The following is a 25,973-nucleotide window of genomic DNA, read 5'->3' on the forward strand; positions in this document are numbered from 1 at the left end:
AGTCACCGGACTGTCACGGCGCGACAACGCATGCGTCATAAGCTGCGCCCTGCTTCAATGAGCCGGAGACCGCTAATGCGCATAGCTTACGGTGTGATGGGCTACGGACGCGGGCACGCCATGCGGACCATGAGCGTTTTGCCCGCGCTGATGGCAGAACACGAGGTTACCGTGTACGCGGGGGGGGATGCCTTTGATGTACTGGCGCCGCTCTTCCCGACCGTGCGCATCCCGACGATCGGCTACCGCTACAACAATCGCGGCGGCCACTCGCTGCCGCGCACGTTCAGCGAGAACCTGGCGCCGATGGCCGATCTGCTGCTGGGTGGGCCGGGCACCGAAGCGCTGGAGCGCGAGATGCGCAGCCGCGGCACCCAGCTGATCATCTCCGATTCCGAGGCCTGGACGCACCGCGCCGGCGCGCGTCTCGGCATCCCGCGCATCAGCTTCGATCATGTCGGCATCATCGCCTGGTGCAAGCCGAATTTTCCGGCCGATCTCTGGCTCGCGGGTCAGCGCGACGCCATCGGCTATCGCACCTTGATGGGCGAACCGGATCGGGTGCTGATCTCCAGTTTCTATCCGGCCGAGCCCTACCGCGACGATGCCCGCGTGGTGGGCCCGATGTTGCGCGATGTGGTGAAGGGACTGAAACCGAAGCGTGGCGACTTCCTGCTGGTCTACTTCAACAAGGGCATCCACCAGTACCGCGCCCATGTCGACCGCACGCTGCGCCTGCTCGACATGCCGGTCAAGGTCTATGGCACGCCGTGGAAGGGCCAGAGCGAGAACCTGGAATTCTGTGCGCCCAGCAACGAATGGTTCGCGCACGATCTGGCGGCCTGCCGCGCCGTGCTGTCCACCGCCGGCAATCAGCTTATTGGCGAGGCGCTGCATTTCGGCAAGCCCATTCTTGCTGTGCCAGAGGATGCTTTCGAGCAACGCCTGAATGCGACCATGGTGGAGCGCATGGGCATCGGCATGCGAGTGGCCGCCAGCCAGCTCTCGCCTTCGCATGTGGACCGGCTGCTGTCGCACGAGGATCAATTTGCGAGCCGCACCGCCGAGTACGCTTCTGATGGCCGCGCCGAGGCCATTTCCACGCTCGAGCGCTATATCGACGAACTGGGCAGCAGCGTAGTGGCGGTCAGTGCCGGAAAGTCGCGCGCGGCGCGGAGCCGGCTGTCGCGCACCGCACTGGTGGCGGCGCGCTAGCTGCTCAGCAACAGGCGCCCGCCACACAGAGCGAGGCGGCCGCTACTATGCGGCCTTTGTTTTCATGAGGGTTGCCGATGCGCGCACCGCATCCGCGCGATGTCTGCCTGTGCTCGCGGCGATGGCCGCTGTTGCCGGTGGTTGCACTGTCGGTGCTGCTGTCGGGCTGCACGGTCAATGCCGCCGGCTTCGTGCAAGGCGTCTATACCCTCAATGATCCCGAACTGAAGGAAATCTCCGGTCTGGCACCAGCAGCCACCGGCGATTTCTGGGGGCACAACGATCACGGCAACCGCGCGCGGCTCTTTCGACTCGGCCGGGAGGGGCAGGCGCTGGGGCGCGTGGTGATCAAGGGCAGCAGCAATCTGGATTGGGAGGATATCGCACGCATGCCCACTGCCCGCGGTGGCTGTCTGCTGGTGGGCGACATTGGCGACAATCTGGCGCGCCGCGACAGCGTGCATATCGAGTTCATTCCCGAGCCCGGTGTCGATGCACGCGAGGCCCGTGTGGCCGGGCACCTGGTGTTCCGCTATCCGGACGGGCCGCGCGACGCCGAAGGCTTGGCCTTTGATCAACGCGACCGCCAGATCTACGTGCTGAGCAAGCGCGAGACGCCGCCGGCGCTCTACCGCTTGCCGGCGCCGCCGGATTGCAACGGCATGGCGGCCGCCGAGGACGGCGATCCTGTGCTGGCCGAGTACGTGGGCGACGTCGAGCTGCCGCCTCCGCCGATGTCGACCTTCTTCGAGGGGCCACGCCGGGCCCTGGGCTTCAATCTGCCCACCGGCCTGGACATCACACCGGATGGACAGCGGATGGCCGTGCTGAGCTACGGCGCGGTTTTCGTCTACGACCGTGCGCCGGGGGAACGCTGGGAAGAGGCGCTGCGGCGCTATCCCGGACGGCGCGTGTTGCCGATGATGGAGCAGGCGGAGTCCATCATTCTGAGCTCCGATGGCAGCCTCGCCGTGGTCGCCAGCGAGGGGCGCCAGGGGCAGATGGTGCACATCACGCTGCCCGACATCGACCCCACACGCCCTCGCCTGCCGGGTGGTGCTGCCACTCCCTGAGGCGCCGCGCCAGAGCGTTCAGCCTCGTGCCGCTTTCAGCCTGCTAGCATGCCGTTCTTTCATTCTTCACGGATGCAACGATGCATACGCTTCGCGCCTGTACCGCAGGCTTGTTGCTGACGCTGCTCGTGCCTGGGGCCTTCGCAGCCCCGCGCGACGCGGGCGTCCTCGAAGACCGCATGCAGCCCATGGTGGACCCGGGCGATGACTTCTACCGTTACGTCAATGGCCGCTGGCTGGACCGCACCGCCATCCCGCCCGACCGCTCCAATTACGGCACCTTCACCATCATCCACGAGCGTACCCAGGAGCAGTTGAGAGACCTCATCGACTGCCTACCCTGCATTGGAGACAGCGAGGATCCGGAAGTCCAGGAGGCGCGCAAGATCAGTGCCCTCTATCGCAGCTACATGGATATGGCGACGATCGAGGAACGCGGTGTGACACCGATCCAGCCCACGCTGGAGCGCATTCTGAAGGTGGATGATCGGGCCGCCCTGCCCGCGCTATTTGCCGAACTGCAGCAGATCGGCATCGACCTGCCGGTGGGGCTCTCCATCTTCCGCGATGCGCGTATGCCGTCGCAGTACGCGCTCTATGTCAGCCAGGCGGGGCTTGGCATGCCGGAGCGAACCTATTACCTCTCCGACAAGGCGCGCTTTGCCGAATTGCGTCCGGCCTATCGTGCGCATGTTGCCGATATGCTGGCCTTGGCGGGTCTGGACCAGGCTGAGCGGCGCGCCGAGGCGGTCTGGGCGCTGGAAAGCGCACTGGCCGAAGCGCACTGGACGCGGGTGCGCTCGCGCGACCGGCAGGCGACCTACAATCCCTCCCCACTGACGGATCTCTCCGAACTGGCGCCGGGTTTCGATTGGACGGCCTTCTTCGAGGCGCTGGGTCCGATCACCCCCGAGCGCGTCATCATCCGCCAGCCCGAGGCCTTCACCGCCACGGCACGCGTTCTGGCGGAACGGCCCTTGTTCCAGCTGCAGTCCTGGATTGCCTACCACGTGCTGGCCAGCTACGCGCCCTATCTGAGTTCTCCGCTGGTGGCCGAACACTTCGATTTCCATCAGTCCGCCTTGAGTGGCATCGAGCAGCCCAAGGCGCGCTGGAAGCGCGCGCTGGGGCTGGTCGAACGCGGCATGGGCGAGGCGCTCGGCAAGCGCTACGTCGCGGAGCACTTTCCGGCGGCCTACCGGGCGCGTGTGCAGCGCATGGTCGATTATCTGACCCGCGCCTACCGCAGTCGCATCCAGTCGCTGTCCTGGATGGGGGAGCGTACGCGCGAGGAGGCGCTGGAGAAGCTCGATCAGTTCTCCACCAAGATCGGCTATCCGGAGCACTGGCGGGACTACAGCGCACTCGCCATTGAGGAAGACGATCTGCTGGGCAATGTCATGCGTATCCAGCGACACGAATTCGACTTCCACTACGGCAAGCTCGGCCAACCGGTGGATGAGGACGAGTGGTTCATGACCCCGCAGACGGTCAATGCCTACTACAGCCCCGGCGGTAACGAGATCGTCTTTCCGGCGGCGATTCTGCAGCCGCCTTTCTTCGATCCGGCAGCCGACGACGCGGTCAATTACGGCGCCATCGGTGCCGTCATCGGACACGAAATCGGTCACGGCTTCGATGACCAAGGTTCGCGCTTCGACGGCGAGGGGCGGATGCGCAACTGGTGGACCGACGCGGATCGGGAGCGCTTCGAACAGCGTACGGCGGCCCTCGTCGAGCAGTACAACGCCTTCTGCCCGCTGCCCGATCACTGCGTCAACGGTGCTCTGTCGCTGGGCGAGAATATTGGGGATCTGGGTGGGCTGAGCATCGCCTACGTCGCCCTGCAGATGGCGCTTGAGGATGCGCATCAGTCACCGCAGCGCGAGGAACTGCACAGCGGTGAGATCGGCATTGCCCGGCCCAATCCGAGCCGTGCCCGCATCGACGGCTGGAGCGCGTCGCAGCGCTTCTTCATCGGCTGGGGCCAGATCTGGGCACGTAAGTACCGCGAGGATGAACTGATCAACCGGCTCAACAATGGCCCGCACGCGCCGGACCGTTATCGCACCAATGGCGTTGTGCGCAATATCGATGCCTGGTATGAGGCCTTCGACGTGACACCCGAGGATGCGCTCTACCTGGCCCCCGAGGCGCGGGTTTCCATCTGGTGAAGGTCAGCGCGCTATGGCCGGAAGGCGCCATGCGCTAGGCTCGCGATAGCCAATAGGGGCGAGGGGGCCCTGTGGCAATGCACAACAATATGAACGACACACACGCGGCCCGTCGGCACAGGCGGGCATGGCCGGAGCGAGGCGCATGAGGCTGCACGTTGGCTTGCTCGCGCTCGCGCTCACGGTCATTGGCTTGTCCCTGGCCTGGTACAAACACCATTCGCTGGGCTTCCCACTGTCGCCGGATGCGACCACGGACGCCTGGATCATCGAGGCACGACTCGGCTTCGAGCCGATCGGCGGAGCGGTCAAGGCACAGCTCAAGCTGCCTGAGGCACCTCCCGGCTATCGTGTGCTCGAGGAGAATTTCATCTCCCGGGGCTATGGCATTGCCGTCGAGGAAGTGGACGGTCAGCGCACGGCGATCTGGACCCAGCGCCGCCCGAGTGGCCGCCAAGCGCTGTTCTACCGTGCGACCTTGATGCCCAAGGACGAGCCGGAGGCTGCAATGGAGGACGAGCCTGCGCCCTTGCCGCCACCCGTTCCCGAATACGAGGAACCCTATCTGCAGGCGGTGAATTCAGTGCTCGATGAGGTGCGGAGTCGGTCCGCTGATGTCGCCACCTTCGCCGCGATGCTGATGCAGATGCTGAACAATCCCGAGGCCAACGACAACATCCGCCTCATGCTGGAAGGCAAGCGCTCCGATGTGGATCGGGTGGCCACAGCCATCTACATGCTCAAGGGCGCGCGCATCCCTGCGCGCATGGTGCGTGGCATCACGCTGCAGGACGGCGCCCGCGATCTGCAGCCAACCGCCTGGCTGGAAGTCCACAACGGGCAGCGCTGGGTCCCCATCGATCCGAGCACCGGCAAGACGGGCTATCCCGACGGTTTCGTGAAGTGGTGGCGAAGCGCGGGAGACCCGGCCGAGGTGACGCGCGCGCGCAATGTCAACGTGCGCTTTGCCTCCAAGCGGAGCCAGCTCGACGCACTCAAGGCTGCGGCGGACGGCGCCCAGGGCGAGCAGTCGGCTATGGTGGCCTTCTCCCTGCTCAATCTGCCGGTACAGACCCAGAATCTTTACCGCATCCTGCTTTTGCTGCCGCTGGGCGTTCTGCTCATTGTGGTGCTGCGCAACATCGTCGGCGTGAAGACCTTCGGGACCTTCATGCCGGTGCTGATTGCGATCAGCTTCCGCGAAACCCAGCTGATTGGCGGCGTGGTGCTGTTCACGCTGGTCACGGCGCTGGGGCTCTCCGTGCGCTTCTATCTGGAGCGGCTCAAGCTGCTGCTGGTACCGCGACTGGCCGCAGTGGTCATTGTGGTGATCCTGCTCATTGCCATGCTGAGCGTGCTCAGCAACCAGCTCGGGTTGCCGGCGGGACTGTCCGTATCGCTGTTCCCCATCGTCATCCTGGCGATGACCATCGAGCGCATGTCCATTGTCTGGGAGGAGCACGGTCCGGGGGAATCGTTGCGACAGGGCCTCGGCAGCATGCTGGTGGCCATTCTGAGTTACCTGCTCATGTTCAAGACCGGCATGGAACACCTCATGCTCGTCTTCCCGGAACTCTTGCTGGTCGTGCTCGCGGTGGTGCTGCTGGTGGGCCGCTATACCGGCTATCGGGTCAGTGAACTGGTGCGCTTCCGCAATATGGATACCGGTCCATGAAATGGTTCGCCTCGCCTCGGGCGCTGCGGCGGGCGGGTATCGCCGGCATGAACTGGCGCAACGCGGCGCTGATCGCGGAGCAGAACCCGCGCCGCTTCTATCCGCGTGTGGACGACAAGCTGCTGACCAAGAAGCTGGCGCAGGGCGCAGGTATTGCGGTGCCCGAACTCTATGCGCAGGTACGCACCAACCATGACGCCTCCGACATGCATCAGATCCTCGATGCACTGGACGGCTTCGTCATCAAGCCAGCGCACGGCTCCGGCGGCGAGGGCATCGTGGTAGTCCTGGGCCGCTCTGGAGCGATGTTTCGCAAATCCAGCGGTGCCCTCATCGATCACGAAGGCCTGACGCATCATGTGTCCAATATCCTGTCCGGGATGTACAGCCTTGGTGGCCAGCCGGATACGGCAATGATCGAACAGCGGGTCATCTTCGACCCGCTGTTCGAGCGGATCACCCATCAGGGGGTGCCGGATATCCGCACCGTGGTCTATCGCGGCGTGCCTATCCTCGCCATGGTGCGTCTGCCGACCCGGCTATCCGACGGCAAGGCGAATCTGCATCAGGGTGCCGTAGGCGCGGGCGTGGACATGGCAACCGGCGCGCTGACCACGGGTATCTGGCATAACCAGCCGGTGGATGTGCATCCGGATTCACACAATGTCATCGCCGGTCTGCAGATACCGAGCTGGGAGCGCCTGCTGGAAATCGCCGCGCGCTGCTACGAACTGACGGGGCTGGGCTATCTCGGCGTCGACGTCGTGCTCGATGCGGACCGTGGCCCCTTGATGCTCGAGCTCAACGCGCGGCCGGGCCTGAGCATTCAGCTCGCCAATCGCGTCGGCCTGCGTCACCGTGTTGCCGAGGTCGACCGCGCGGCGCCCGTGGGCGCACCGGCGGCGGCGCGTGTGGCCTTTGCCATGCAGACCTTTGGCGGTGTCGTGCCACCACGCCCGGTCTAGCAGCTTCCTCAAGGGGTGGGTGTTCCGGCGTAATCCGACAATACGGACCAGGCCTGCTGGCGGTCCTGTAGGGGAATTGACTGATTCGCCGGGCTGGTCGACGGCAGGGCATGAATGTGAAGCGCGGGCCGCAGCTGTAGGCACTCTGCCTGCAAATGGCGCCGGAAGCTGGTCGCGGCGCGCTGACCGTTGAGCACGATGGCGCGCAATGCGGGCTGCGTGGCGATCAAATTCGGGATCGCGTTGGGGACTTCACTGGCGCGCACGATGGCGCCGTCCAGACTGCCCTTGCGCTCGCAATGCTGAAGCACGTCCCACAGGGCGACGCCGTGCTGCTGCAGGGCCGCCAGGCGCTGCTCGTAGGGCTGCGTTGCAGCGATGCCGAGGAAGCGCTCCACCATCGGCCAGAACAGGTTGCGCGGATGGGCGTAGTAGCGCTGCGCCTGCAGCGAGGCTACGCCCGGCATCGAACCCAGCACCAGCAGCCGCGCCTGTGGCGGCACCACCGGCGCAAGGCTGCTGCGACGCGTGGAGGCCGCGGCGGCTGCGCTACTGGAAGCGGCCGTCGACGATGCGCCCTTCGTCATTGAGCTCGGCAAAGAAGCGGCTGTTGTTCAGGCGCAGTTCCTTGGTGGCGATCTCACCCGGCATGACCAGCGTGATATCCGGATACACCTGCCGGAACTGCTTCTCGGTGGGCTGGTAGGCATCCAGGAATTCGCGGAATTCCGCCACATTCTGGACGTTGCCACTGTGCGGCGGCGGAAGTTCGGCCTGTTCACTCATGCCGGCGCAACCCGCGCTGAGGGCGAGCAGCAGGGCGAGCAAGGGGGCGAGCAATCGCGAGGGAATCGTCTTCATGAGCAGGCGCGTCCACGGCGGGGGCTGAAAGTCTCTGCATTATGCGTCAGGCGAAGCGGAAGACGTGCGCGCTTCTTGCGCCCGAGGCAAGGCAACCGCGTCTCCCAACGGCAGGGTCTGGAAGCGGACGGCCGGGTAGCGCGTTCGCGCCTGCGCAAAGAAAGCCGGCAGATCGACCCCCACCGGCAATGGTCGCAGCGGCTCGGACAGCGGCCGGGTGAAATCGTCCCAGTGAACGGCGTAGACGCGCGCCGGAGCAACCTGGCCCACCACGGCGTCGAGATAAGCCGGGAGGTTGTCGATCAGCGCCACGCCCAGCAGTACGGTGTCGACCCGGACGCCCTCCAGGGCTCCCGGCTCAAAGCCGGCGCTGCCGTGGTGCAGCAGACGCGTGCGCGGGTGGTCGACGACGATCGACCAGGTCTGGTCCATGCGGTAGGCCAGCGGACCGGCGGGCGGGACCAAGGGTTCGGCGATGGTCCCGCGCGGCCTGCCGCCGGTGGCGCCGGCATGGCGCGAGGCCAGGAAGCGCAGCCGGAATCGCCCGGCCTGTACCTGCGTGCCGGCTTCCACGAAGATGATTCGCTTATCATCGAGGCCGGCGCCACGCCCGATCTGTGCCGTGCTCTGCGAGCCCAGCAGTTGTGCGTCGGTCAGCCGCGCCACCACGCCCGCGTCGAGGGCATGGTCGTAGTGGGCGTGGGACACCACAACGGCGTCGAGATGGTCGATCTGCAGCCGCTCCAGCCAGTCGCGGATGCGCGCCTCGTCGGGGCGCACCGGACGATTGGTGAGTAGCCCCAGTTTGGCCGGCTTGCGTGTAAAGAAGGGGTCGATGAGGATCGCGCTGTCGCCGTCTCGCAGCAGCACGGCCGACACGCCGAGCCAGGTCACTGTGACCGGGCCGCTGCCGGGCGCGGCTACATCCTCGCCGCTGGGTGGGGTTCGAGGCCACTGCGCCCACAGTGCGGCGCCCGCCACGATGGCGACCAGCACCACGACGGTGAACAGCAGGGCACGGCGCAGAAAACGCATCTCAGGCGCCCGGGCAATGCGCGTGGGCGCTGGCGCGCACGATGCGAACCCGGCGCGCACCGGCTCGATCAGCCATCGCACCGTCCAGGCCCAGCTCGCTGCAACGCACGACTTCCGCATGACGCCAGCCATCCCGATGCGCGCGGGCAACCAGTCCCTCTGCATTCTCGAAATGCAGCCGGACGGGGCCTCGCACCGCCAGCGACAGGGCGCCTAGGAAGGCGCGCGTCATCAGGTCGGCATTGTCTTCGGCGAGATAGCAATCGGACAGGTAGAGCGAGTGGGCGAAGGAGCGCATGCGCATGGCAGCACTCTGCCAGAGCAGATCCACAGCCTGCATCGGCAGGTAGTTCAGAAGACCTTCGCTGATCACCGCCACGCCGGCCGCTGCCGGCAGCGTATCCAGCAGGGCGGGCAAGCTGTTGGCACCGGCCGAGACGCCGGCATCCAAGGCGCGCACCTCGTGCTGCGGACTCAACAGGCCAGCCCGCGAAAGCAGCGCTTCCTTTTCCTCGGCCATGGCGGGAAGGTCCGTCTCGATGTAGTGCAGGCCGGGGCCAAAGCGCTGCTTCATGCGCCAGCCTCGCGCCGAATGCCCTGCGGCAAGTTCCACTACGTGCGTGATGGAACCGCTGACGATGGCACGCTCCAGCAGCCGGTCGATGGCGCAGTGGCGCGCGTGGAGCATATCGTCGAGCAGCAAGTGCCGGCCCACGGGCGCGCCCAGGCGCAAAACCTCCGCCAGCCAACGTTCGCTGCGCGGGTGCAGCCCCTCAGGCGACAGGCCGTGGCGCCGCCAGGTGGCGCCGGTGAAACGAGCGGTAGGCGAAACGCGCCCGAAGCCGACCATACTCCTCCCCAAAATGGTGCGTGCACGCGGGGGAGCATACTCGGCAACGCCCTTGCCGTGCGCCTGCTACTTGATGGTGCGCCCGCGATAGACACGCACGAAACCGGGCGAGGCCGGCGCAGAAGCGGTGCGTTCCTCGTTTTGTGGCTTTATGCTGCTGACCTCTTCGCGACCGCGGTAGACGCGTCGCACGACCTGCTCCGGCGAAGGCTGTCGCCGGGCAAGCGCCTGCTCCAGTGCCCAGCTCAGGGCTTCCTGCAGCACCGACATGCGCAGGGGGCGCGAGATGCCGGTGGCTGGTACGGCACCGGTGGCGCGGTACGGCACGATCACCGCTTCGTCCCGCAGCGCGGGCCAATCGGCGGATGGTGCGTCCAGATTGCGCACCACGACGTCTGCCTGATCCGGTGCATCGAACCAGTCCACCAGCGCGGGAAGCCGGCCTTCGAGCACCCGTGTGGCCGCGATCAGCGCCCGCGACTCCGCGGGACAGATGCCCAGCGTGGCGAGGACGATGCTTTCTGCTTTCATAATGCGCTCGCGGGTGTGTGTCCCCGCGTTGGAAGCAAGAATTACGCCATGTAAAGCATTTTGTCGGGCGTCGAGGCCGCTGGTGCCCTCATGCGCCGGCGTTGTTCAGCGCACGGGTCATCACGAAGGCATCGACCCAGCCATGGCGCGGGTGGCGAAAGGCTTCCGGCAGGCGGCCGACGGTCTGAAAGCCCATGGAATGCCATAGCCGCAGCGCGGACGTGTTGGTGGCCACCACCAAGTTGTACTGCATGGCGCGGTAGCCACGCCGGCGGGCCGTCTCCAGGGAATGCAGGCACAGCGCCCGGCCCACCCCCTGGTGCCGTGCCGACTGCGCCACGATATAGCCACAGTTGCACACATGGGCGCCCAGCCCCGGCTGGTTCGGCTTGATCAGATAGGTGCCCACCAAGGCGCCGTCGCACTCGGCCACGAAGGTCGCCTCAGGGGCCTCGATCCAGCTCTGGTGGGCTGCGGCCTCACTGATATCCGGGGCCTGTGGGTGGCTCTCCCCCGTCGCGAACTCGGCCTGCAGCAGGGGCCAGAGTGCGTCCCAGTCGGTGGCTCGGTAGGCGCGGATGCACAGCCCTTCCGCGCTCATGGCCCGTCTCCTGCGCCAATGCCGGGCGGCACGACGCTTTGCATAAGGCGATGGGTCATGGCGTCTCCAACTCGGTTCCGGGCCATGCTGCCATGCTGCGACGCGAGCGCGCCGCCCGCGCTTTGGCACGAGACCTGCTTCTGTCCGGTAAGGAGGCTGTGATGAAACGCATACGTGACAACACCGGCTATGCCTTGTGGACCGCGGGGCTGATTGCGGGACTGCCGCTGTTTGCTTTGCAGGCCGCCCGCATGCGGCGCGACACGCCGCGCCTGGAAGAGGCGCCCGGTCCGCGTGAGGGGCGCATCGACGGGGAAGGCCCGGCCCTGCAGCTGGCCGCGGTGGGCGAATCCACCGTGGCCGGAGTCGGGGCGCCCGATCACGCCAGTGCACTCGCTGGGCAGTGTGCGAAGGCGTTGGCCGCGCGTAGCGCGCGCCCGGTGGAGTGGCAGGCCTGTGGCGCCAATGGCGCGACCGCGCGACAGACCCGCTACAAGCAGGTGCCGCTGATCGCGGTCGATTGCGATGTCGTGGTGGTGGCGCTGGGCGTCAATGACGTGCTGTCCGGCTGCACACCGGAGACCTGGTACACCAACCTCACCAAGCTCATGGCGTCCATTCGCCGGCGCGCGCCGCATGCAGTTGTTGCGGTGAGCGCCGTTCCGCCCATGGGCGCCTTTCCGGCCATTCCCCAGCCGCTGCGCACCATGCTGGGGGTACGCGCCCGCGCCTTCGACCGCATCATCGGCCTGGTGGCAGCCAAGGCGCCCCACGCCGTCTATGTACCCATCCCTTTCGAGGGGGGCGATCAGTATTTCTGCACGGACCGCTTCCATCCCTCGCCGCTCGGCTATACCCGTTGGGGCGCCCTCATCGGCGAGGCCACGGCCCACCGTCTTCAGCCGGCGATGTCCGAATAGGCATCCACCCGGAACGGCGGCGTACAGATGGCCAGAAAGACCAGGTCAGCGTCGCCCTCGTTGCGAATGCGCTGCGCGCTCTGAGGTGGGATCATCAGCGTATCGCCGGGCCGTAGCTGGAAGGTCTTGCCGTCGACCTCGGCCGTACCCTGGCCTTCGAGGATGACGTAGCGTTCGACGATGCCCTGCAAGGCGTGCAGCCGGGTGGTACCGCCGTGGGGTACCCGCGCCTGCGCGACGGAGATGGCGTCGTCGTCATCGCGGTTCCACCACTCGCTTATCCAGCAGCCTTCCTCGAACCAGTAAGCCTCCGGGGGCTGCGCGTGCACGGTGTCGCGGCGGCGCGGACGGATGCCGCGATAGAGTCCCGAGATGTCGTCATCGCCATGCCCTTCGGCTACCAGGCGGGCGTAGTCGGCGGCAGTGCGGTCGACCACCGGCATCGGCAGACCGCGCTCGGTGGCCATGTGCTGGGCGATGCGCAGATCCTTCAGGTGCAGCGCCATGCGGAAGCCGGGTTCGAAGTGTCCCGCAGTCATGGTCTTGCCGCGGTTCTGCACGAACCAGGAGCCGGCGGCGCCACTGCCTACCACGTCGACCACCTGCGCTGGATCGAGGCCCGCAGCCTCGGCCAGGGCCAGGCCTTCGCAGACCGCCTGGTTGATGCCGGCCGCCATCACCTGGTTGACCGCCTTGCAGGCCTGGCCGGCACCCACCGGGCCGAGATGCACGGTGCGAGCACCCATGGCATCGAACAGCGGGGCGGCCTCGGCGATATCCGCTTCGGCGCCACCGACCATGAAGGTCAGCCGGGCCTGACGTGCACCTTCGGCACCGCCGGTGATAGGGGCATCGATGAAGCGGGCCCCGACGCCCGCCAGGCGTTCGGCGGCAGTGCGTGCCGTGTCATCGGCCACGGTCGAGGTATCAATCACGAGTTTTCCGCGGGCGGCCTCCACGCAGAGCGCGTCCACGACGGAGAGCACTTCCGCGTCGGCGCGCACGCAGAGCACCACGGCGTCGGCGTCCTGCCAGAGTGCCTCCGGTGTCGCCGCGCAGGGCACGCCCAGGCTATGCCCATGCGTTTCCGCCTTGCTGGTGGTGTGGCTCCATACGCCGCTGAGCAGACCGGCTGCCTGCAGATGGCCCGCCATCGGGCTGCCCATGGTGCCTAGACCAATGAATCCCGCGCGCATTGCTGTCCTCCGCATTGTGGGGCCGTCGGCTTGCAATAATCCTGTTTACGGGCATGCTCAAGTCATGGCCAGAATGCAGATGCGCGACGGCGCAAAACTCCACTATATCGACGTCGGACGCGGCGAACCGGTAGTGCTTCTGCACGGCTTTGCCATGCAGGGGGCCCTCTGGCTCCCCTTTGCGCTGCGCCATGCGCATCGCTACCGCTTCATCCTTCCCGATCTGCGCGGCTTTGGGCGCTCGCATGGACTGGCCCTGGCCACTCCGGTGCTGCTCGACCAGCATGCCAATGATCTCGCGGACCTGGTGCGTGGGCTGGGGCTGCACGACTTCCGGCTGGGCGGACTGTCCATGGGGGCCTGCACCGCATTGCAGTACCACCGCCGCTATGGATTCGAAGGCGTGCGCGCCTATCTGCACATCGATCAGGCGCCGCGCGTGCTCAACGCCAGCGACTGGCAATGTGGCTTGATGGGCGATGAGCAGGACCAGCGTCTGTCCGAATGGGCATCCGTGATGGAGCAGCTCGAACCTTGGCGCGGGCGCTCCTTCCGCGCCATTCCGGTGCGGCTGCGCCAGCGCTTCTGGCATGTGCTGTCGGATTTCTACGGCAGCGCCTTCCATCGTCGCGGCTGGAAGCACACGACGCGCCTGGCGCGCTATGAGCGCTTTGTGCAGGCCGTTGCGCCGACCCGGAACTGGACCATCTACCTCGACTGCATGCGTTCCTATCTGCACGACAACTACGATTGGCGGGAGTCGCTGAAGTCCCTCGATACGCCGCTGACGGCCATGGTCGGCATGCAGTCGGCCATGTATCCGGCCGAGGGCCAGCTGCACATCCAGGACCTCGTGCCGCATGCGCGTATCGAACGCTTCGAGCAGTGCGGCCACGCCATTCCCTTCGATGCCCCCATCCGCTTTCAGCGCGGGCTGGGGCGCTTCCTGCGCGAGACCGCGGACGTCGGTCAGGCGCGTCCGGGCCGCAAGGCGGATTGGTCGCGCGCGGCCTGAGGCGAGGTCTCAGGTCTCGCTGAGGTAGGTGTATCCGGACAGGCCCGCTTCCAGCTCGGCGAGCAGCGCGGCGCCTTCGCGGCGCGGCAGACCGAGGGCGTTGATCTTGCTGCGATAGGTGCGTGTCAGCGCCTCGGGCGCGAAATGCACGTAGCGCAGCAGGTCGCTGGCGGCGTCGCCTTCCTCCGGCGACTCCAGCCGCCAACCTTCTGCACTGGCGTCATCCAGCACCACATTGACGGCGTTGGTGTCGCCGAAGAGGTTGTGCATGTCCCCCAGGATTTCCTGGTAGGCGCCCACCATGAAGAAGGCCAGCCAGTAGGGCTCGCCCGGCCGCAGACTGTGCGCGGCCATGGTGGCCTCGACACCGCGACGGTCGACGTAGCGGTCGATGCGGCCGTCCGAGTCGCATGTCAGGTCGCAGACCGAGATGCGCTGATCGGGCGGCTCGTCGAGGCGCGCGATAGGCAGAATCGGGAATACCTGATCGATGGCCCAGATGTCGGGCAGAGATTGGAATACCGAAAAGTTGCAGAAATACTTGCGCGCCAGCCGCTCTTCGAGCTCGTCCAGGGCGTCGCGGTGGGCGCGGATGGTGGGGTCCAGGCGGGCGCGCACGCCGAAGCAGATGGCGGCGTAGAGCTGTTCGGCTCGGGCGCGCGCGGCCAGGTCCAGTACGCCGTGGGTGTATTGGCTCTGCACATCGGCCAGCCAGGCGGCGGCGTCGTGCCAGACCTCGAGTGGCGGGCGGTGGTCCAGTTCGTCGGCCAGGCCGTGGAGCTCCTGCAGGGTGTGCGGCTCTTCCGCATCGGCTTTGGGCGGGCTGATTTCGGGTGTGGCCTCGACATCGACCACATCCGTGATCAGTACGGCATGGTGCGCCGTCAGGGCGCGTCCGGATTCGGAGATGACGTCGGGTTCCGGGGCGCCGGTCTGGGCGCAGGCATCCTTCAAGGTGCGCAGGATGGCGGTGGCGTACTCGCGTTGCGAATAGTTCATCGAGCAGTCGCTGCGCGAGCGGGTGCCCTCATAGTCCACGCCGAGGCCGCCGCCCACATCCATGACCGCCACCGGGGCCCCGAGCTGGCGCAGCTCGGTGTAGAAGCGGGCGGCCTCGCGCATGCCGCGGTGGATATCGCCGACATTGGCGACCTGCGAGCCCAGATGGAAGTGCAGCATCTGCACGCAATCCAGGCGCTGCGCTTCGCGCAGTGTGTCCAAAGCGCTCAGCACCTGCGCGGCGGAGAGACCGAACTTGGAGCGCTCGCCGCCGGTGTTCTGCCATTTGCCTGCACTGATCGCCGCCAGGCGCACGCGCAGGCCGATGCGTGGCGCCACGCCCAGCGCATCGGCCTCGCGCATCACGATGGCGAGTTCCGACAGCTTCTCAATGACGATGTAGACCTGATGCCCGAGCTTTTCGCCGATGAGGGCGCGGCGGATGTAGGTGCGGTCCTTGTAGCCGTTGCAGACGATGACCGATCCGGGCGCGGCAATGCCGAGCACCGCAGCCAGTTCCGGCTTGCTGCCCGCCTCCAGACCGATGCGGCTGCCGCCGGCGCGCACGATGCGCTCCACCACGCTGTGCTGCTGGTTGACCTTGATCGGATAGACGGCGCGGTAGCGCCCCTGGTAGTCGAGCGCCTCACGCGCACTGTCGAAGGCGCCTACGAGGGCATCGATGCGGTCGGCAATGATGTCCTGAAAGCGCAGCAGCACCGGCAGTTCAAGACCGACCTCCGGCAGGCGGCGCGTCAGCTCCGCCAGGTCGATGGCGGGGCCATCGGCGCCGCGCGGACGCATGTGCAGGTGCCCGTTGGCACCCACGTCGACGTAGCCTTCGCTCCATTGCGGGATGTTGTAGAGCGCTGCGGCATCGGCCGTGCGCCAGGGGCGATCATGCATCATGAGATGTTCCGCAGCCTTTGCTTATACTCGACGGCCGTTTTGGGGGGAATTCCGTTATGACGCTGGCGAACAACTGGTTCTCGGAACTGGACGAAAAAACCGGAACCGCATTGTCGCTCAGACTGGGGGCGCACGTGCATGGCGAGCAGACGCCGTACCAGCGCATCGACATCTACGAGACGGACACCTTCGGCCATCTGATGGTGATCGACGGCTGCACCATGGTCAGTACGCGCGACAATTTTCTCTATCACGAGATGATGGCGCACCCGGTGCTGAACGCCCACCCGGCGCCGAAACGCGTTGCCATCATCGGTGGTGGCGATTGCGGCACCCTGAACGAGGTGCTCAAGCATGGCGAAGTCGAGTCGGCAGTGCAGATCGAGATCGACGAGCGCGTCACCCGACTGGCGGAGCAGTACTTTCCGGAGCTGTGCGCGCGCAATGACGATCCGCGCGCCGAACTCTTCTTCGGCGATGGCATTCAGTGGATGAAGGACGCCGAAGCGGGCAGTCTGGATGTGGTCATCATCGACTCCACCGACCCGGTGGGTCCGGCCGAGGGTCTGTTCGGCAAGCAGTTCTATGCTGACGTGCTACGCGCGCTGGGAGAAGGCGGACTCATGGTGCAGCAGTCCGAATCGCCGCTGCTGCATCTCGACCTGATTCGCGACATGCACAGCGCCATGCGCGAGACCGGCTTTGCGCAGACGCACCTGCTGCACTTTCCGCAACCGATCTACCCCTCGGGCTGGTGGAGCGCCACCATGGCCTGTACGCCCGCGGCTACCCTGGAGGAGCGCCTGGACGACCGCGCCATCGCTGCGCTCGAGACGCGCTATTACAACGCCTGCACGCATCGCGCCGCCTTTGCCTTGCCGAACTACGTGCGCGAGGTCCTGGACGCACTCTGACAGCGCCGCGAACGACCGCGCTGCGCTACTCGTCGCAGGCGCGCTCGACGATGCGTTCCTGGCGGGCGATCAGGCGGGTGCGCTGGGCCTCGCTCAGCTCGCGTTCCTCGCCGAGCAGATCGGTCTCGATGATGCGACTGGCGGACTGGTAGCCAGTGAGCGTGTCGCGCGCCTGGGCGCAGCTTGGAATGTCACGGTCGCGCAGTGGCGGCTCTGCTTCAGCCGCGGCCTGTTGCTGCGGCGCATCGCCGCGCTTCGAGGATGCAGGCGGAATCTCGCCCAGCCGACTGCCCGGCTGCAGGCGCTCGGCCTGGACGCCGGGCGGGGGTCGGTCGCCAAAATGCAGCTGGCCCTTGGCGTCGGTCCAGCGATAGACGCCGGCCGTGGCCTGCGTCGCGGCGCCCAGGGCGGCCAGCAGCACCATGGGAACGAGGCGGCGGTAGGTTGTTCGTGAGAGCGGCATGGCCGTAGTCTAGCCTCCCATGTCCGATTCACACCAAGGCGCACGCCAACCGCTGCTCATCAAGCCGACAGCCGGTACGCATCGCGCCTGCGGATGCGGTGACAGCACGACGTGGCCGCTGTGCCCCGACGCATGCCGGCGCAGCGAGGCTTCCCCGACATTCCGCGTGCGGCGCGATGGCGCCCGTGTCTGGTTGTGCCGCTGTGGTCAAAGTCGGCGATTCCCCCACTGCGACGGCCGACACAACCAATTGCCGCCCTAGGCGACCCGCTGGTTGGCAAAGCCGATCTCTTCGGCGGCATGGTCCGCGAGGCCGGCGCCGGCTTCCGAATAGACGTGGAAGACCGAATCCGCACCGCGATCGCGCAGCGGCTGGATTTCGTCTTCGTAATTGACTACGGCGGCGATATGGCCTGAGAAGTCGCGGTCGCGCAGCTGCTCGATGGCAAACAGGTTGCCGGCGTGGTGCGGCATGGCGAGCACGACAAGATCCACCGTGGGCGAGACCAGCAGCTTGTCCCAGAAGTCCGAGTCCGCGGCATCCCCTTCGATGACATGGAACCCGCTTTGCTGCAGTTCGCGCACGCGTTTGGTCATGTTGTCGACGCCGAGTACGCGTCGGCCGAAGGCGTAGGCGAAGCGGTCGTAGGCACCACGGCCGATGCGGCCCATGCCCAGAATCACCACTTCGGCATCGCCCAGGTCGATGGGCCGGTCCTTGACGTGCAGGTGCTTCGACTCGAAGCGGTTCAGTAGCCGCCCGAAGCGGCGGTAGAGCACTTCCCCGCCCTTGTTGAGCGGGGAACTGAGCACGAAGCTTGCCGCCACCACCAGCGACAACACGGTAAGCCACTCCGTACCCAGCAAGCCCTGCGAGGTTGCCACTGCTGCGACGATCAGTCCGAACTCGGAGAAATTCGACAGTCCCAGGGTGGCCAGCACGCTGCTGCGCGCGCGCATCCGGAACAGCACGAAGGTGAACAGATAGACCGCGCTCTTGATCAACAGGGCAATGAGCAGCAGGGCGGCGATGCCGACCGACTCCCAGGTGGGCATGGCCTGCAGGCCGAGATTGACGAAGAAGCAGATCAGGAACAGGTCCTTGAGGTTGAACAGGGCGCGCGCGAGTGCACCGGAGGCGGTGTGCGGCGCCAGCAGCATGCCCGCAACCAGTGCACCGAAGTCGCCCTTGATGCCCAGGAATTCAAACAGCCCGTAGCCCACCACCAAGGCGAAGGTGACGCCGAACAACACCTGTACCTCGCCATGGCCGGCGCGTTCCATGAGCTTCTGCAGCAGGGGCGCGGCCGGAATCAGCAGCAAAAGAAGCAGTGCCCAGGGGCTGGGCGCCTGTCCGCTGGAGGCCGCCATGAAACCCACCGCGAAGATGTCCTGCATGATCAGGACACCGATGGCGACGCGTCCGTAGAAGGAATTGCTCTCGCTGCGGTCTTCCAGCGCCTTGACCACGAAGACCGTGCTCGAGAAGGACAACGCAAAGGCCAGCAACAGGACTTGCATGCCCTCTATCTGGCTGAGCAGCGGCAGCGCCACCAGCTTGCTGACCACAACGATGAAGACCGCGATGGCGCTGGTGCTGAGCGCCATATGCACGGTGGCCGAACCCCACACCGTGCGATCCAGCAGCGTGCGGATATTGAGCTTCAGGCCGATGGTGAACAGCAGCAGCGTGACGCCGATATCGGCCAGCTTGGCGATGGCTTCTGAGGGCTCGAATCCAAACAGGTTGAGGGCGAACCCGGCCGCCAGAAATCCAAGCAGCGGCGGCATGCGCAGAACGTGGGCGATAAAGCCCCCGATGAATGCCACCCCGATGATGACTGGGTCCAAGGACCGTTCCCCCTATCGTTGCTGCCGCGCCCACCCAGGCACCGCGCGCCAGGGCATGCGCCGGCTGGACTCAGACGGCGCCGTCTCCGGTTTCTCCAGTGCGGATGCGAACGGTCTGTTCCAACGAGGAAATGAAGATCTTGCCGTCGCCGATCTGGCCGGTCTTGGCTGCATTCTGGATGGCTTCGATGGCCGCTTCGACCATGTCCTCGGGCAGCGCGACTTCGAGCTTGATCTTGGGCAGCAGGTCGACGGTGTACTCGGCGCCGCGGTAGAGCTCGGTATGGCCCTTCTGGCGACCGAAGCCGCGAACCTCGGTGACGGTCATGCCCTGCACGCCCATGTCGGCGAGGGCTTCGCGCACGGCATCGAGCTTGAACGGTTTGATGATGGCGGTGAGCATTTTCATCGCGGTATTCCCATATGCCTTTGGTAGCAGTGTAGCAGTCGGCTGGCGCTCTTCCGCCAGCCATCAAAAAAGGCCAGCCCGTTTCCGGGCCGGCCTTGTGGCTTTCAAGCCAGCGCGGTGTCAGGCGACCTGACGCTGATCCTCTTCAACGTCCGTATGCGACGTCGTGACCGCAAACTGCGCCACATAGTCCTTCGGGAAGGCGTCGGTCTGGATGGCGTCGTAGCGTGCCGCATCGTACTCGGCCACCAGCTCGCGCTCGTCAGGCGTGAGCACGTTCTGCTTGACGGCGTCATCCAGCTTCTCAGCCGGCGAGTTGCCGGTGAGCTTGCCGGCCGACAGCGCCTTGAAGTACTTCAGATACGGCGCTTCAGCACGCAGACACAGATCGAAGGTGTGCTCCATGCGCCCGATGGCGTCTTCCGGTCCGCCATTGATGTAGACCAGTGACGTCAGCTCGTCGCGCAGACGGCTCGGCTCCATCATGCTGTCGGCCAACTCGCCGGTCAGCGTATCGGACGGTTCGCGGTAGGGGCGCCCGAAGGGGAAGACCACAAAGCGCATCAGGCGTGCCGCCACCCGGTTGGGGAAGTTGGCGAAGAAGCCGTTGAAGGCCTTGTCGATCTCGGCCAAGCAGTTATCCAGCGCCCAGCGTGCGTGCGCCACGTGATCGTCGCGCTCGCCCTGGTGGCGGAAGTACCACAGCACACCCGAGGCAATGTAGAGCTGCGACAGCACATCGCCCAGCCGTGCCGACAGTCGTTCCTTGCGCTTCAGGTCACCGCCCAGCATGCCCATGGTGACGTCGGACACAAAGGCCAGCGAGGCACTCATGCGCTCTAGCTGACGGTAGTAGTCCTTGAGCGCGTGGTTGACCGGGGTCTTGGCCAGCTTGGCGCCCGTCAGGCCCAGCGTAAGCGCGCGCGCACCACGATTCACCGAATAGCCGATGTGCGACCACAGCTCGGTGTCGAAGGCGTTCAGATCATTGTTGCGCGCCGCTTCCATCTCCGGGAAGACGTGGGGATGGCAGCGGATGGCGCCCTGACCAAAGATCATCAGATTGCGGGTCAGGATGTTGGCGCCTTCCACCGTGATGGCGATGGGCACTGCCTTGTAGGCGGAGGCCAGGTAGTTACGCGGACCCTGCTGCACGCCACGGCCGCTGTGGATGTCCATGGCATCGATGATGATGCGACGCATCATCTCCGTCATGTGGTACTTCGCCATGGCGGTGACCACCGACGGGGCGCAGTGATCCACACCCGAGGCCGTCAGCAGACGCATGGATTCCAGCGTATAGGTCAGACCGCCAATGCGACCGCTGGCTTCCTGTACGCCTTCGAACTTGCCGATGGCGAGCTTGAACTGGCGACGCACGCGGCCATAGGCACCCGTCATGCGGTAGGCGGCCTGGCCGGCAGCAGCCGCCAGCGCGGGCAGCGAGATGCCTCGGCCCGCCGACAGACACTCAACCAGCATGCGCCAGCCGCCCCCCGCCTTCTGCGGGCCACCGATGATCCAGTCGATCGGGATGAAGACGTCCTGGCCAAAGATCGGGCCGTTCATGAAGGCCGAGCCGGGGTAGTGGCGCTTGCCGATCTCAACCCCGGGGTGATCGGCCGGGATCAGCGCGCAGGTAATGCCATAGTCCTGCTTGGACTTGTCGCCGAGCAGTCCATCCGGATCCTGCAGCTTGAAGGCCAGGCCCACGACCGTGGCGATCGGGGCCAACGTGATCCAGCGCTTGGAGAAGTTCAGACGAATGCCGAGCGTGCGCTCACCGTTGTGTTCGCCATAGCAGACCACGCCGTTGTCCGGCATGGCGGTGGCATCCGAGCCCACTTCCGGGCCGGTCAGACCGAAGCAGGGGATTTCCTCGCCCGTGACCAGGCGCGGCAGCCACTTCTTCTGCTGTTCGGGCGTACCGTAGTGCACCAGCAACTCGCCCGGGCCGAGGGAGTTCGGCACCATGACCGTCACGGCCACGGCGATCGACTTGGTCGCGATCTTCGTGACCACTGCCGACTGCGCCACTGCCGAGAAGCCAAGGCCGCCGTGTTCCTTCGGAATGAGCATGGCGAGGAAGCCCTGCTCGCGGATGTAGGCCATTACCGGCTCGGGAATGTCGCGCGATTCGAACTCGATCTCCCAGTCGTCGACCATGCTGCACAAGGTCTCGACCTCGTTTTCGAGGAAGCGCTGCTCCTCGTCGGTGAGCGGCGTGCAAGGGAATTCGTGCAGCTGGTTCCAGTCCGGGCGGCCGCGGAACATTTCCGCTTCCCACCAGACGTCACCGGCTTCCAATGCCTCGCGCTCGGTGTCCGACATTTCCGGCAGAACCTTCTTGAAGCCGGCAAAGATCGGTGCGGTCACCAGCGATTTGCGCAGCGGCTTCAGCGTGAAGAAGGCAAAGCCGACCAGTACGGCGCCCAGCACACTGAGACCGACGGGGCCAAAGAAGCCCGTGAAGGCGCTTGCCACAAAGGCGGCGGCGAGAACACCTGTCCACACGACCAGCGGCGCGCCGGTGTAAGCCAGCACCCAGACGGCAGCGACGGCGATTACAGCAATGATCAAGCTCGTCATGATTACACTCCGGATATCAATCCATGATCAACCCACGGCACGCAGCGTCGTATCGTTCTCTGCGACCGGGGTTTGCGGTGTCTCCTCGCGAACGCGGGGGATGAGCGTCTGGATCATCAGACGCAAATAGTCATTGAATTGTTGGTTTTCGGGGATGGCCTCGGGGACATCCCGGCGGATCTGAAGATTGCCCATGAAGGTGGCGTAGGCAAAGGTCGACCAGCGTCGGGCATCCGCCTCCGACAGTCCCAGGGCGCGATAGCAGTCCAGCAGAAAGGACAATCGCCGTTCCGAGACACGGCGGACGACCTGTTGGATCGAGGGCCGATCGCTTGCCGCGGCCAGCGCGAGATAGAGGCGACCCGAGCGATAGCTGGCGTTGGCGGCCTTGAACACGCGGACAATGCGTTCGTAGGGATCGCGCTCGTCACCGACTCGCGCCATGATGTCATCGGTCTCCTCGCGCTCCCAGCGCTCCAGCGCGGCTTCGATCAGGGCGTCGCGATTGGCGAAATGCCAATAGAAACTGCCCTTGGTGACACCGAGCTGGCGTGCCAGTGGCTCGATCGCAACCGCACTCAGCCCGCCTGCGGCCATGGCGTCCAGGGCGGCGGATGCCCAGTCGTCGGCAGTAAGGCTCTGGCGGTCCGATGTTTGTGGAGATGGTCCGTGCACAGCTGTTCCCATACGCTTTCGTATGGAGTCTAGGCATACGGTGGCGTATGGTCAAGTGGGGCCTGAATCTTGTCGAGCCAGAGGCACCGCACATCCGCTCGAATTACTATCGCGTTTACAGACGCATGGCGCGAAGATTACTGTTGGCCCCTACCGTAGAAAGGAGACACCGAATGAATCGAATGAGCCGCGGCCTGCTTTGGTCGGCGATGGTGTTGATTACCCCCATGCTGGCCCACGCTGGCGTATCGAAAGAAAAGGCAGCGGAACTCGATGCGGGCGGTTCGCTGACGCCGGTCGGTGCGACCCGCGCAGGCAACGCTGACGGCACCATCCCGGCCTGGGAAGGTGGCCTGAAGGAATCGCAGATCCCGGACTGCTACGAGGGCGAGGGCTCGCGCTACTGCAACCCCTTCCCCAATGACAAGCCGGTCTACACCGTCACGGCGGAAAACATGGAGCAATACGCCAACCTGCTCAGCGAAGGGCAGAAGGCAATGTTCAAGCTGCACCCCGAGACCTACAAGATGCCGGTCTACGAGACGCGGCGCACCTTTGCCAATCCGGAATGGATTTACGAAGCTACCCGCAAGAATGCGGTGGAAGCAGAGCTCGGTGGCAATGGTGAAGCCCTGCAGGGGGCCATCAACGGCTACCCCTTCCCCATCCCGGAAAACGGGCATGAGGTCATCTGGAATCACAAGGTGCGCTATCTGGGCCGTTGGGTGCAGCGCTGGAACAATCAGTTCGCCGTCACCCAGGGCGGGCGCTACAACCAGGTCACCATCCGCGAGGACGTGTACTTCCCGTACAACGATCCCGAGAACGAGATCGAAGACCTGGAAAACGTCATCATCTACTTCCTGCAGGTGGTCACCGATCCGCCTCGCCTGGCCGGTACCATCACCCTGGTGCACGAGACAATGGACCAGGTCACCGAACCGCGCCGTGCCTGGCAGTACAACCCGGGCCAGCGCCGTCTGCGCCGTGCGCCGAACGTGGGTTATGACAACCCCGGTACCGCTGCCGACGGTCTGCGCACCAACGACCAGACCGACACCTTCAACGGTGCCATGGACCGCTACACCTGGAAGCTGGTGGGCAAGCAGGAAATGCTGGTGCCTGCGAACAGCTACGAGCTGCACAGCGACGAGTACAAGTACAGCGACATCATCAAGGAAGGCCACATCAACCAGGATCTGACCCGCTACGAGCGGCGCCGCGTCTGGGTGGTTGATGCCGAAACCAAGCCGGGTACCACGCACATCTACAAGCGGCGCAAGTTCTACGTCGACGAGGATGGCTGGCAGATCCGCGCGGTGGACATCTACGATCGCCGCGATGAGCTGTGGCGCTATCAGGAAGCACACAGCGTGCTGGCCTATGACAAGCCCTTCGTGATGCCGATGGGCGAAACAATCTACGACCTGCAGAATGGTCGCTATCTGGGGCAGGCCTTCAACAACCAGCACCCGGAGAACGTCGAGCGTGAATTCGATCGCGACTACTTCCAGCCGTCGAATGTTTCTCGCCAGGCCACGCAGTAAGGTCTGATTTGTCGGTGGCATGAAAAAGCCCCGGATCCTTCAGGGATCCGGGGCTTCTTTTTTGCGTAAGACCGATTCGGCCAGCCGCTGGGGACGGGCCTAATCCTTCCTGTTGCGCTTGACGTCGGGGTCCTGCGTCCAGTTGGTGCCGCCCTTGCGACGATCGACCCCGGAACGGCGCGGCTCCTTGTCGAGTTCGAAGCGGATATTGCCCCGACGGTCCTCAGTATTCTGCCGGCGGTCCTTGCCGGAGCGCCGTTCAACGGTGCGGCGAATGGTCTTTCCAGTGAATCCATCCGATGGATCGGTGCTCATGGCCTGCAGTCCCTGCGGTATTCATCGAGCAACATACACCCTGCCGCGCCATCTGACGAGCCGCTTTCATCGCGTTGCTGCCACCCTTGGTCTGATCAATCGTCGCAGGCAGTGCGGCGCGCCTGCCAGAGGGCGTCATGGCGCCGCTGCAGGTCGCCCAGTGTGTGGGCCAGACTCTCGGGCCCGTGCCACACCTGGTTGCGGAAATCGGCCACCGACTGAGAGAAGCTGAGCATCTCGGCACTTTGTGCCGTCCACAGCTGCTCAAGTGGTGTGCTGGCCTCGCGCATGGCGCGTGCGAGCAGCTGCACATGCGGTCCCACTCGCGTGCGATAGAGCTGCTCGGCGTCCACCCAGGCGCCCTCGCGTTCTGCATGGCAGATGCCGGACGCGGTGGCCGCAACCAGCATGGGTTGGGCGCGTTCCAGCGCCCACACGGCCCGCTGGGCTGCGAGCAGCCAGGCGCCGCCGCCCCTGCTCTGCTCGAAACGTTGGTAGGCCGACGAGAAGGCGGCCTGCGCCTGCGCGACCTCGCCGTCACGCGCTGCTGAAATGGCCTGCAGCAGTGTGTCTACTGGCGCAGCGATGTTGTGTGTCTGCGCCTCCGGCACAACGGGCTGCGTCGCCAGACTCCACCACTGGGCAAAAGCCGCGCTGCCAAAACTGGCGTTCCAGCGCAGGGCCTGCAGCGCGGGGCGCTTTTCTTCGATCAGGGTGTCGAGCCGGTCGTGCAGCTCGTCCTCTGCCTCCAGATCCCGTCGACATTCCTGCAGACGCGCCATGACGGCAGAGCCAAGGGCAACATGGCTGGCACTGTCAGCGTGTCGCCCGAGAATGCTGTTGCGCTGTGCGATGAACTGGGTAACGTCGCAGCGCGACAGACTGAAAAGCTCCAATACGCCCCCGCGCACCTCGGGCACCTCGGCAGTACGTTGCCGCGCGCGTGGATAGCGAGGGGGCAGCGCAGAGCGCTGGATTGCATCGGCCTCCCCCGTCGATTCGGTGGCGTGGGCAAGCGCCTCTAGGTAGCGCGCAAACAATGCATCGCCTGGGTCCGGCGTGCAGCCATGAAGGCCCAGCAGAATGATGGCGAGCAGGCAGCAGAGCTTGGACATGGCGGCATGGTAGGGGCTGTGTGCCCATTGCCGTCGGGTTGTCCAAAAAGAAAAGCCCCGGCACCTGGCTGGGGCT

The 25,973-nt window shown here is 65.5% G+C and carries 25 protein-coding genes; 10 read left to right on the plus strand and 15 right to left on the minus strand.

The window, feature by feature from the left end; all coding sequences use genetic code 11:
• Positions 1–75: 75 nt before the first annotated feature.
• The 5 genes from ACOOFO_RS02745 (at position 76) to ACOOFO_RS02765 (ending at position 7,102) form a co-directional block, all read left to right on the plus strand.
• Positions 76–1,215, plus strand: coding sequence for a glycosyltransferase family protein (locus ACOOFO_RS02745; protein WP_420428131.1), 1,140 nt, complete (start codon positions 76–78; stop codon positions 1,213–1,215).
• 77 nt (positions 1,216–1,292) lie between these two features.
• Complete coding sequence (locus ACOOFO_RS02750) at positions 1,293–2,288, plus strand: hypothetical protein (RefSeq protein ID WP_420428132.1); 996 nt, start codon at positions 1,293–1,295, stop codon at positions 2,286–2,288.
• A gap of 80 nt (positions 2,289–2,368) precedes the next feature.
• Positions 2,369–4,462 (plus strand): M13 family metallopeptidase, encoded by a 2,094-nt coding sequence (locus ACOOFO_RS02755; RefSeq protein WP_420428133.1) that lies wholly within the window; start codon positions 2,369–2,371, stop codon positions 4,460–4,462.
• A 145-nt stretch (positions 4,463–4,607) separates the two neighbouring features.
• A complete protein-coding gene (locus ACOOFO_RS02760; protein WP_420428134.1) occupies positions 4,608–6,137 on the plus strand; it encodes a UUP1 family membrane protein in 1,530 nt (509 codons plus the stop codon).
• Positions 6,134–7,102: an alpha-L-glutamate ligase-like protein gene (locus ACOOFO_RS02765; protein WP_420428135.1), complete on the plus strand. Its 969-nt coding sequence runs from the start codon at positions 6,134–6,136 to the stop codon at positions 7,100–7,102. Before ACOOFO_RS02760 ends, ACOOFO_RS02765 begins: the two co-directional genes overlap by 4 nt.
• An 8-nt stretch (positions 7,103–7,110) precedes the next feature.
• Here the strand turns inward: ACOOFO_RS02765 and ACOOFO_RS02770 are convergent, their stop codons facing one another.
• The 6 genes from ACOOFO_RS02770 to ACOOFO_RS02795 all read right to left on the minus strand — a co-directional run bounded on the left by ACOOFO_RS02770 (position 7,111) and on the right by ACOOFO_RS02795 (position 10,980).
• On the minus strand, positions 7,111–7,689 hold the full coding sequence (locus ACOOFO_RS02770) for a DNA-deoxyinosine glycosylase (protein ID WP_420428136.1): 579 nt from the start codon (positions 7,687–7,689) through the stop codon (positions 7,111–7,113).
• Positions 7,652–7,963, minus strand: a complete 312-nt coding sequence (locus tag ACOOFO_RS02775) for a hypothetical protein (RefSeq protein ID WP_420428137.1) — start codon at positions 7,961–7,963, stop codon at positions 7,652–7,654. Before ACOOFO_RS02775 ends, ACOOFO_RS02770 begins: the two co-directional genes overlap by 38 nt.
• Positions 7,964–8,002: 39 nt before the next feature.
• Positions 8,003–8,998 carry an MBL fold metallo-hydrolase gene (locus ACOOFO_RS02780; protein ID WP_420428138.1) on the minus strand — a complete coding sequence of 332 codons (996 nt, stop codon included), beginning with the start codon at positions 8,996–8,998 and terminating at the stop codon, positions 8,003–8,005.
• A gap of 1 nt (position 8,999) precedes the next feature.
• Complete coding sequence (locus ACOOFO_RS02785) at positions 9,000–9,848, minus strand: class I SAM-dependent methyltransferase (RefSeq protein WP_420428139.1); 849 nt, start codon at positions 9,846–9,848, stop codon at positions 9,000–9,002.
• A 66-nt stretch (positions 9,849–9,914) separates the two neighbouring features.
• Positions 9,915–10,379 (minus strand): hypothetical protein, encoded by a 465-nt coding sequence (locus ACOOFO_RS02790; protein WP_420428140.1) that lies wholly within the window; start codon positions 10,377–10,379, stop codon positions 9,915–9,917.
• Positions 10,380–10,467: 88 nt separating this feature from the next.
• Positions 10,468–10,980 carry a GNAT family N-acetyltransferase gene (locus ACOOFO_RS02795; RefSeq protein WP_420428141.1) on the minus strand — a complete coding sequence of 171 codons (513 nt, stop codon included), beginning with the start codon at positions 10,978–10,980 and terminating at the stop codon, positions 10,468–10,470.
• 161 nt (positions 10,981–11,141) lie between these two features.
• Between ACOOFO_RS02795 and ACOOFO_RS02800 the strand changes: the two genes are divergently transcribed.
• Positions 11,142–11,900 (plus strand): SGNH/GDSL hydrolase family protein, encoded by a 759-nt coding sequence (locus tag ACOOFO_RS02800; RefSeq protein WP_420428142.1) that lies wholly within the window; start codon positions 11,142–11,144, stop codon positions 11,898–11,900.
• On the opposite strand, the gene ACOOFO_RS02805 is transcribed toward ACOOFO_RS02800, so the two are convergent.
• The gene (locus ACOOFO_RS02805; RefSeq protein ID WP_420428143.1) at positions 11,879–13,096 is read right to left on the minus strand and encodes an NAD(P)-binding domain-containing protein; all 1,218 of its coding nucleotides are present in this window, start codon (positions 13,094–13,096) and stop codon (positions 11,879–11,881) included. The two genes, ACOOFO_RS02800 and ACOOFO_RS02805, sit on opposite strands and share 22 nt — an antisense overlap.
• A 64-nt stretch (positions 13,097–13,160) precedes the next feature.
• On the opposite strand from ACOOFO_RS02805, the gene ACOOFO_RS02810 reads away from it, so the two are divergent.
• A complete protein-coding gene (locus ACOOFO_RS02810; protein ID WP_420428144.1) occupies positions 13,161–14,111 on the plus strand; it encodes an alpha/beta fold hydrolase in 951 nt (316 codons plus the stop codon).
• Positions 14,112–14,120: 9 nt separating this feature from the next.
• On the opposite strand, the gene speA is transcribed toward ACOOFO_RS02810, so the two are convergent.
• On the minus strand, positions 14,121–16,016 hold the full coding sequence (speA, locus tag ACOOFO_RS02815; RefSeq protein ID WP_420429621.1) for a biosynthetic arginine decarboxylase: 1,896 nt from the start codon (positions 16,014–16,016) through the stop codon (positions 14,121–14,123).
• 59 nt (positions 16,017–16,075) lie between these two features.
• Here speA and speE point away from each other — a divergent pair, with 59 nt between their 5' ends.
• A complete protein-coding gene (gene speE / locus ACOOFO_RS02820) occupies positions 16,076–16,933 on the plus strand; it encodes a polyamine aminopropyltransferase (protein ID WP_420428145.1) in 858 nt (285 codons plus the stop codon).
• Positions 16,934–16,958: 25 nt separating this feature from the next.
• On the opposite strand, the gene ACOOFO_RS02825 is transcribed toward speE, so the two are convergent.
• Complete coding sequence (locus tag ACOOFO_RS02825; protein WP_420428146.1) at positions 16,959–17,396, minus strand: DUF4124 domain-containing protein; 438 nt, start codon at positions 17,394–17,396, stop codon at positions 16,959–16,961.
• Positions 17,397–17,415: 19 nt separating this feature from the next.
• Between ACOOFO_RS02825 and ACOOFO_RS02830 the strand changes: the two genes are divergently transcribed.
• A complete protein-coding gene (locus ACOOFO_RS02830; RefSeq protein WP_420428147.1) occupies positions 17,416–17,658 on the plus strand; it encodes a CDGSH iron-sulfur domain-containing protein in 243 nt (80 codons plus the stop codon).
• On the opposite strand, the gene ACOOFO_RS02835 is transcribed toward ACOOFO_RS02830, so the two are convergent.
• The 4 genes from ACOOFO_RS02835 to ACOOFO_RS02850 form a co-directional block, all read right to left on the minus strand.
• Positions 17,655–19,247: a cation:proton antiporter gene (locus ACOOFO_RS02835; protein ID WP_420428148.1), complete on the minus strand. Its 1,593-nt coding sequence runs from the start codon at positions 19,245–19,247 to the stop codon at positions 17,655–17,657. The two genes, ACOOFO_RS02830 and ACOOFO_RS02835, sit on opposite strands and share 4 nt — an antisense overlap.
• Positions 19,248–19,317: 70 nt before the next feature.
• Positions 19,318–19,656 carry a P-II family nitrogen regulator gene (locus tag ACOOFO_RS02840; RefSeq protein WP_420428149.1) on the minus strand — a complete coding sequence of 113 codons (339 nt, stop codon included), beginning with the start codon at positions 19,654–19,656 and terminating at the stop codon, positions 19,318–19,320.
• A 120-nt stretch (positions 19,657–19,776) separates the two neighbouring features.
• Positions 19,777–22,245, minus strand: a complete 2,469-nt coding sequence (locus ACOOFO_RS02845; RefSeq protein WP_420428150.1) for an acyl-CoA dehydrogenase — start codon at positions 22,243–22,245, stop codon at positions 19,777–19,779.
• A gap of 27 nt (positions 22,246–22,272) precedes the next feature.
• Positions 22,273–22,920 carry a TetR/AcrR family transcriptional regulator gene (locus ACOOFO_RS02850; RefSeq protein ID WP_420428151.1) on the minus strand — a complete coding sequence of 216 codons (648 nt, stop codon included), beginning with the start codon at positions 22,918–22,920 and terminating at the stop codon, positions 22,273–22,275.
• Positions 22,921–23,093: 173 nt separating this feature from the next.
• Between ACOOFO_RS02850 and ACOOFO_RS02855 the strand changes: the two genes are divergently transcribed.
• Positions 23,094–24,467 (plus strand): DUF1329 domain-containing protein, encoded by a 1,374-nt coding sequence (locus ACOOFO_RS02855; RefSeq protein ID WP_420428152.1) that lies wholly within the window; start codon positions 23,094–23,096, stop codon positions 24,465–24,467.
• Between the two features lie 99 nt (positions 24,468–24,566).
• Here ACOOFO_RS02855 and ACOOFO_RS02860 read toward each other — a convergent pair whose 3' ends face one another.
• Both ACOOFO_RS02860 and ACOOFO_RS02865 read right to left on the minus strand, forming a co-directional pair.
• Complete coding sequence (locus ACOOFO_RS02860) at positions 24,567–24,782, minus strand: hypothetical protein (RefSeq protein WP_420428153.1); 216 nt, start codon at positions 24,780–24,782, stop codon at positions 24,567–24,569.
• A 95-nt stretch (positions 24,783–24,877) separates the two neighbouring features.
• On the minus strand, positions 24,878–25,897 hold the full coding sequence (locus ACOOFO_RS02865) for a DUF3080 family protein (RefSeq protein WP_420428154.1): 1,020 nt from the start codon (positions 25,895–25,897) through the stop codon (positions 24,878–24,880).
• Between the last annotated feature and the right edge of the window lie 76 nt (positions 25,898–25,973).

Source organism: Algiphilus sp., from assembly GCF_965216485.1.
Lineage (GTDB): Bacteria > Pseudomonadota > Gammaproteobacteria > Nevskiales > Nevskiaceae > Algiphilus.

Excerpts from the sequence above, each read along its gene's own strand:
- ACOOFO_RS02745 (WP_420428131.1), top strand. The coding sequence starts at position 76 with ATGCGCATAGCTTACGGTGTGATGGGCTACGGACGCGGGCACGCCATG.
- ACOOFO_RS02750 (WP_420428132.1), top strand. The coding sequence starts at position 1,293 with ATGCGCGCACCGCATCCGCGCGATGTCTGCCTGTGCTCGCGGCGATGG.
- ACOOFO_RS02755 (WP_420428133.1), top strand. The coding sequence starts at position 2,369 with ATGCATACGCTTCGCGCCTGTACCGCAGGCTTGTTGCTGACGCTGCTC.
- ACOOFO_RS02760 (WP_420428134.1), top strand. The coding sequence starts at position 4,608 with ATGAGGCTGCACGTTGGCTTGCTCGCGCTCGCGCTCACGGTCATTGGC.
- ACOOFO_RS02765 (WP_420428135.1), top strand. The coding sequence starts at position 6,134 with ATGAAATGGTTCGCCTCGCCTCGGGCGCTGCGGCGGGCGGGTATCGCC.
- ACOOFO_RS02770 (WP_420428136.1), bottom strand. The coding sequence starts at position 7,689 with ATGACGAAGGGCGCATCGTCGACGGCCGCTTCCAGTAGCGCAGCCGCC.
- ACOOFO_RS02775 (WP_420428137.1), bottom strand. The coding sequence starts at position 7,963 with ATGAAGACGATTCCCTCGCGATTGCTCGCCCCCTTGCTCGCCCTGCTG.
- ACOOFO_RS02780 (WP_420428138.1), bottom strand. The coding sequence starts at position 8,998 with ATGCGTTTTCTGCGCCGTGCCCTGCTGTTCACCGTCGTGGTGCTGGTC.
- ACOOFO_RS02785 (WP_420428139.1), bottom strand. The coding sequence starts at position 9,848 with ATGGTCGGCTTCGGGCGCGTTTCGCCTACCGCTCGTTTCACCGGCGCC.
- ACOOFO_RS02790 (WP_420428140.1), bottom strand. The coding sequence starts at position 10,379 with ATGAAAGCAGAAAGCATCGTCCTCGCCACGCTGGGCATCTGTCCCGCG.
- ACOOFO_RS02795 (WP_420428141.1), bottom strand. The coding sequence starts at position 10,980 with ATGAGCGCGGAAGGGCTGTGCATCCGCGCCTACCGAGCCACCGACTGG.
- ACOOFO_RS02800 (WP_420428142.1), top strand. The coding sequence starts at position 11,142 with ATGAAACGCATACGTGACAACACCGGCTATGCCTTGTGGACCGCGGGG.
- ACOOFO_RS02805 (WP_420428143.1), bottom strand. The coding sequence starts at position 13,096 with ATGCGCGCGGGATTCATTGGTCTAGGCACCATGGGCAGCCCGATGGCG.
- ACOOFO_RS02810 (WP_420428144.1), top strand. The coding sequence starts at position 13,161 with ATGGCCAGAATGCAGATGCGCGACGGCGCAAAACTCCACTATATCGAC.
- speA (WP_420429621.1), bottom strand. The coding sequence starts at position 16,016 with ATGCATGATCGCCCCTGGCGCACGGCCGATGCCGCAGCGCTCTACAAC.
- speE (WP_420428145.1), top strand. The coding sequence starts at position 16,076 with ATGACGCTGGCGAACAACTGGTTCTCGGAACTGGACGAAAAAACCGGA.
- ACOOFO_RS02825 (WP_420428146.1), bottom strand. The coding sequence starts at position 17,396 with ATGCCGCTCTCACGAACAACCTACCGCCGCCTCGTTCCCATGGTGCTG.
- ACOOFO_RS02830 (WP_420428147.1), top strand. The coding sequence starts at position 17,416 with ATGTCCGATTCACACCAAGGCGCACGCCAACCGCTGCTCATCAAGCCG.
- ACOOFO_RS02840 (WP_420428149.1), bottom strand. The coding sequence starts at position 19,656 with ATGAAAATGCTCACCGCCATCATCAAACCGTTCAAGCTCGATGCCGTG.
- ACOOFO_RS02845 (WP_420428150.1), bottom strand. The coding sequence starts at position 22,245 with ATGACGAGCTTGATCATTGCTGTAATCGCCGTCGCTGCCGTCTGGGTG.
- ACOOFO_RS02855 (WP_420428152.1), top strand. The coding sequence starts at position 23,094 with ATGAATCGAATGAGCCGCGGCCTGCTTTGGTCGGCGATGGTGTTGATT.
- ACOOFO_RS02860 (WP_420428153.1), bottom strand. The coding sequence starts at position 24,782 with ATGAGCACCGATCCATCGGATGGATTCACTGGAAAGACCATTCGCCGC.
- ACOOFO_RS02865 (WP_420428154.1), bottom strand. The coding sequence starts at position 25,897 with ATGTCCAAGCTCTGCTGCCTGCTCGCCATCATTCTGCTGGGCCTTCAT.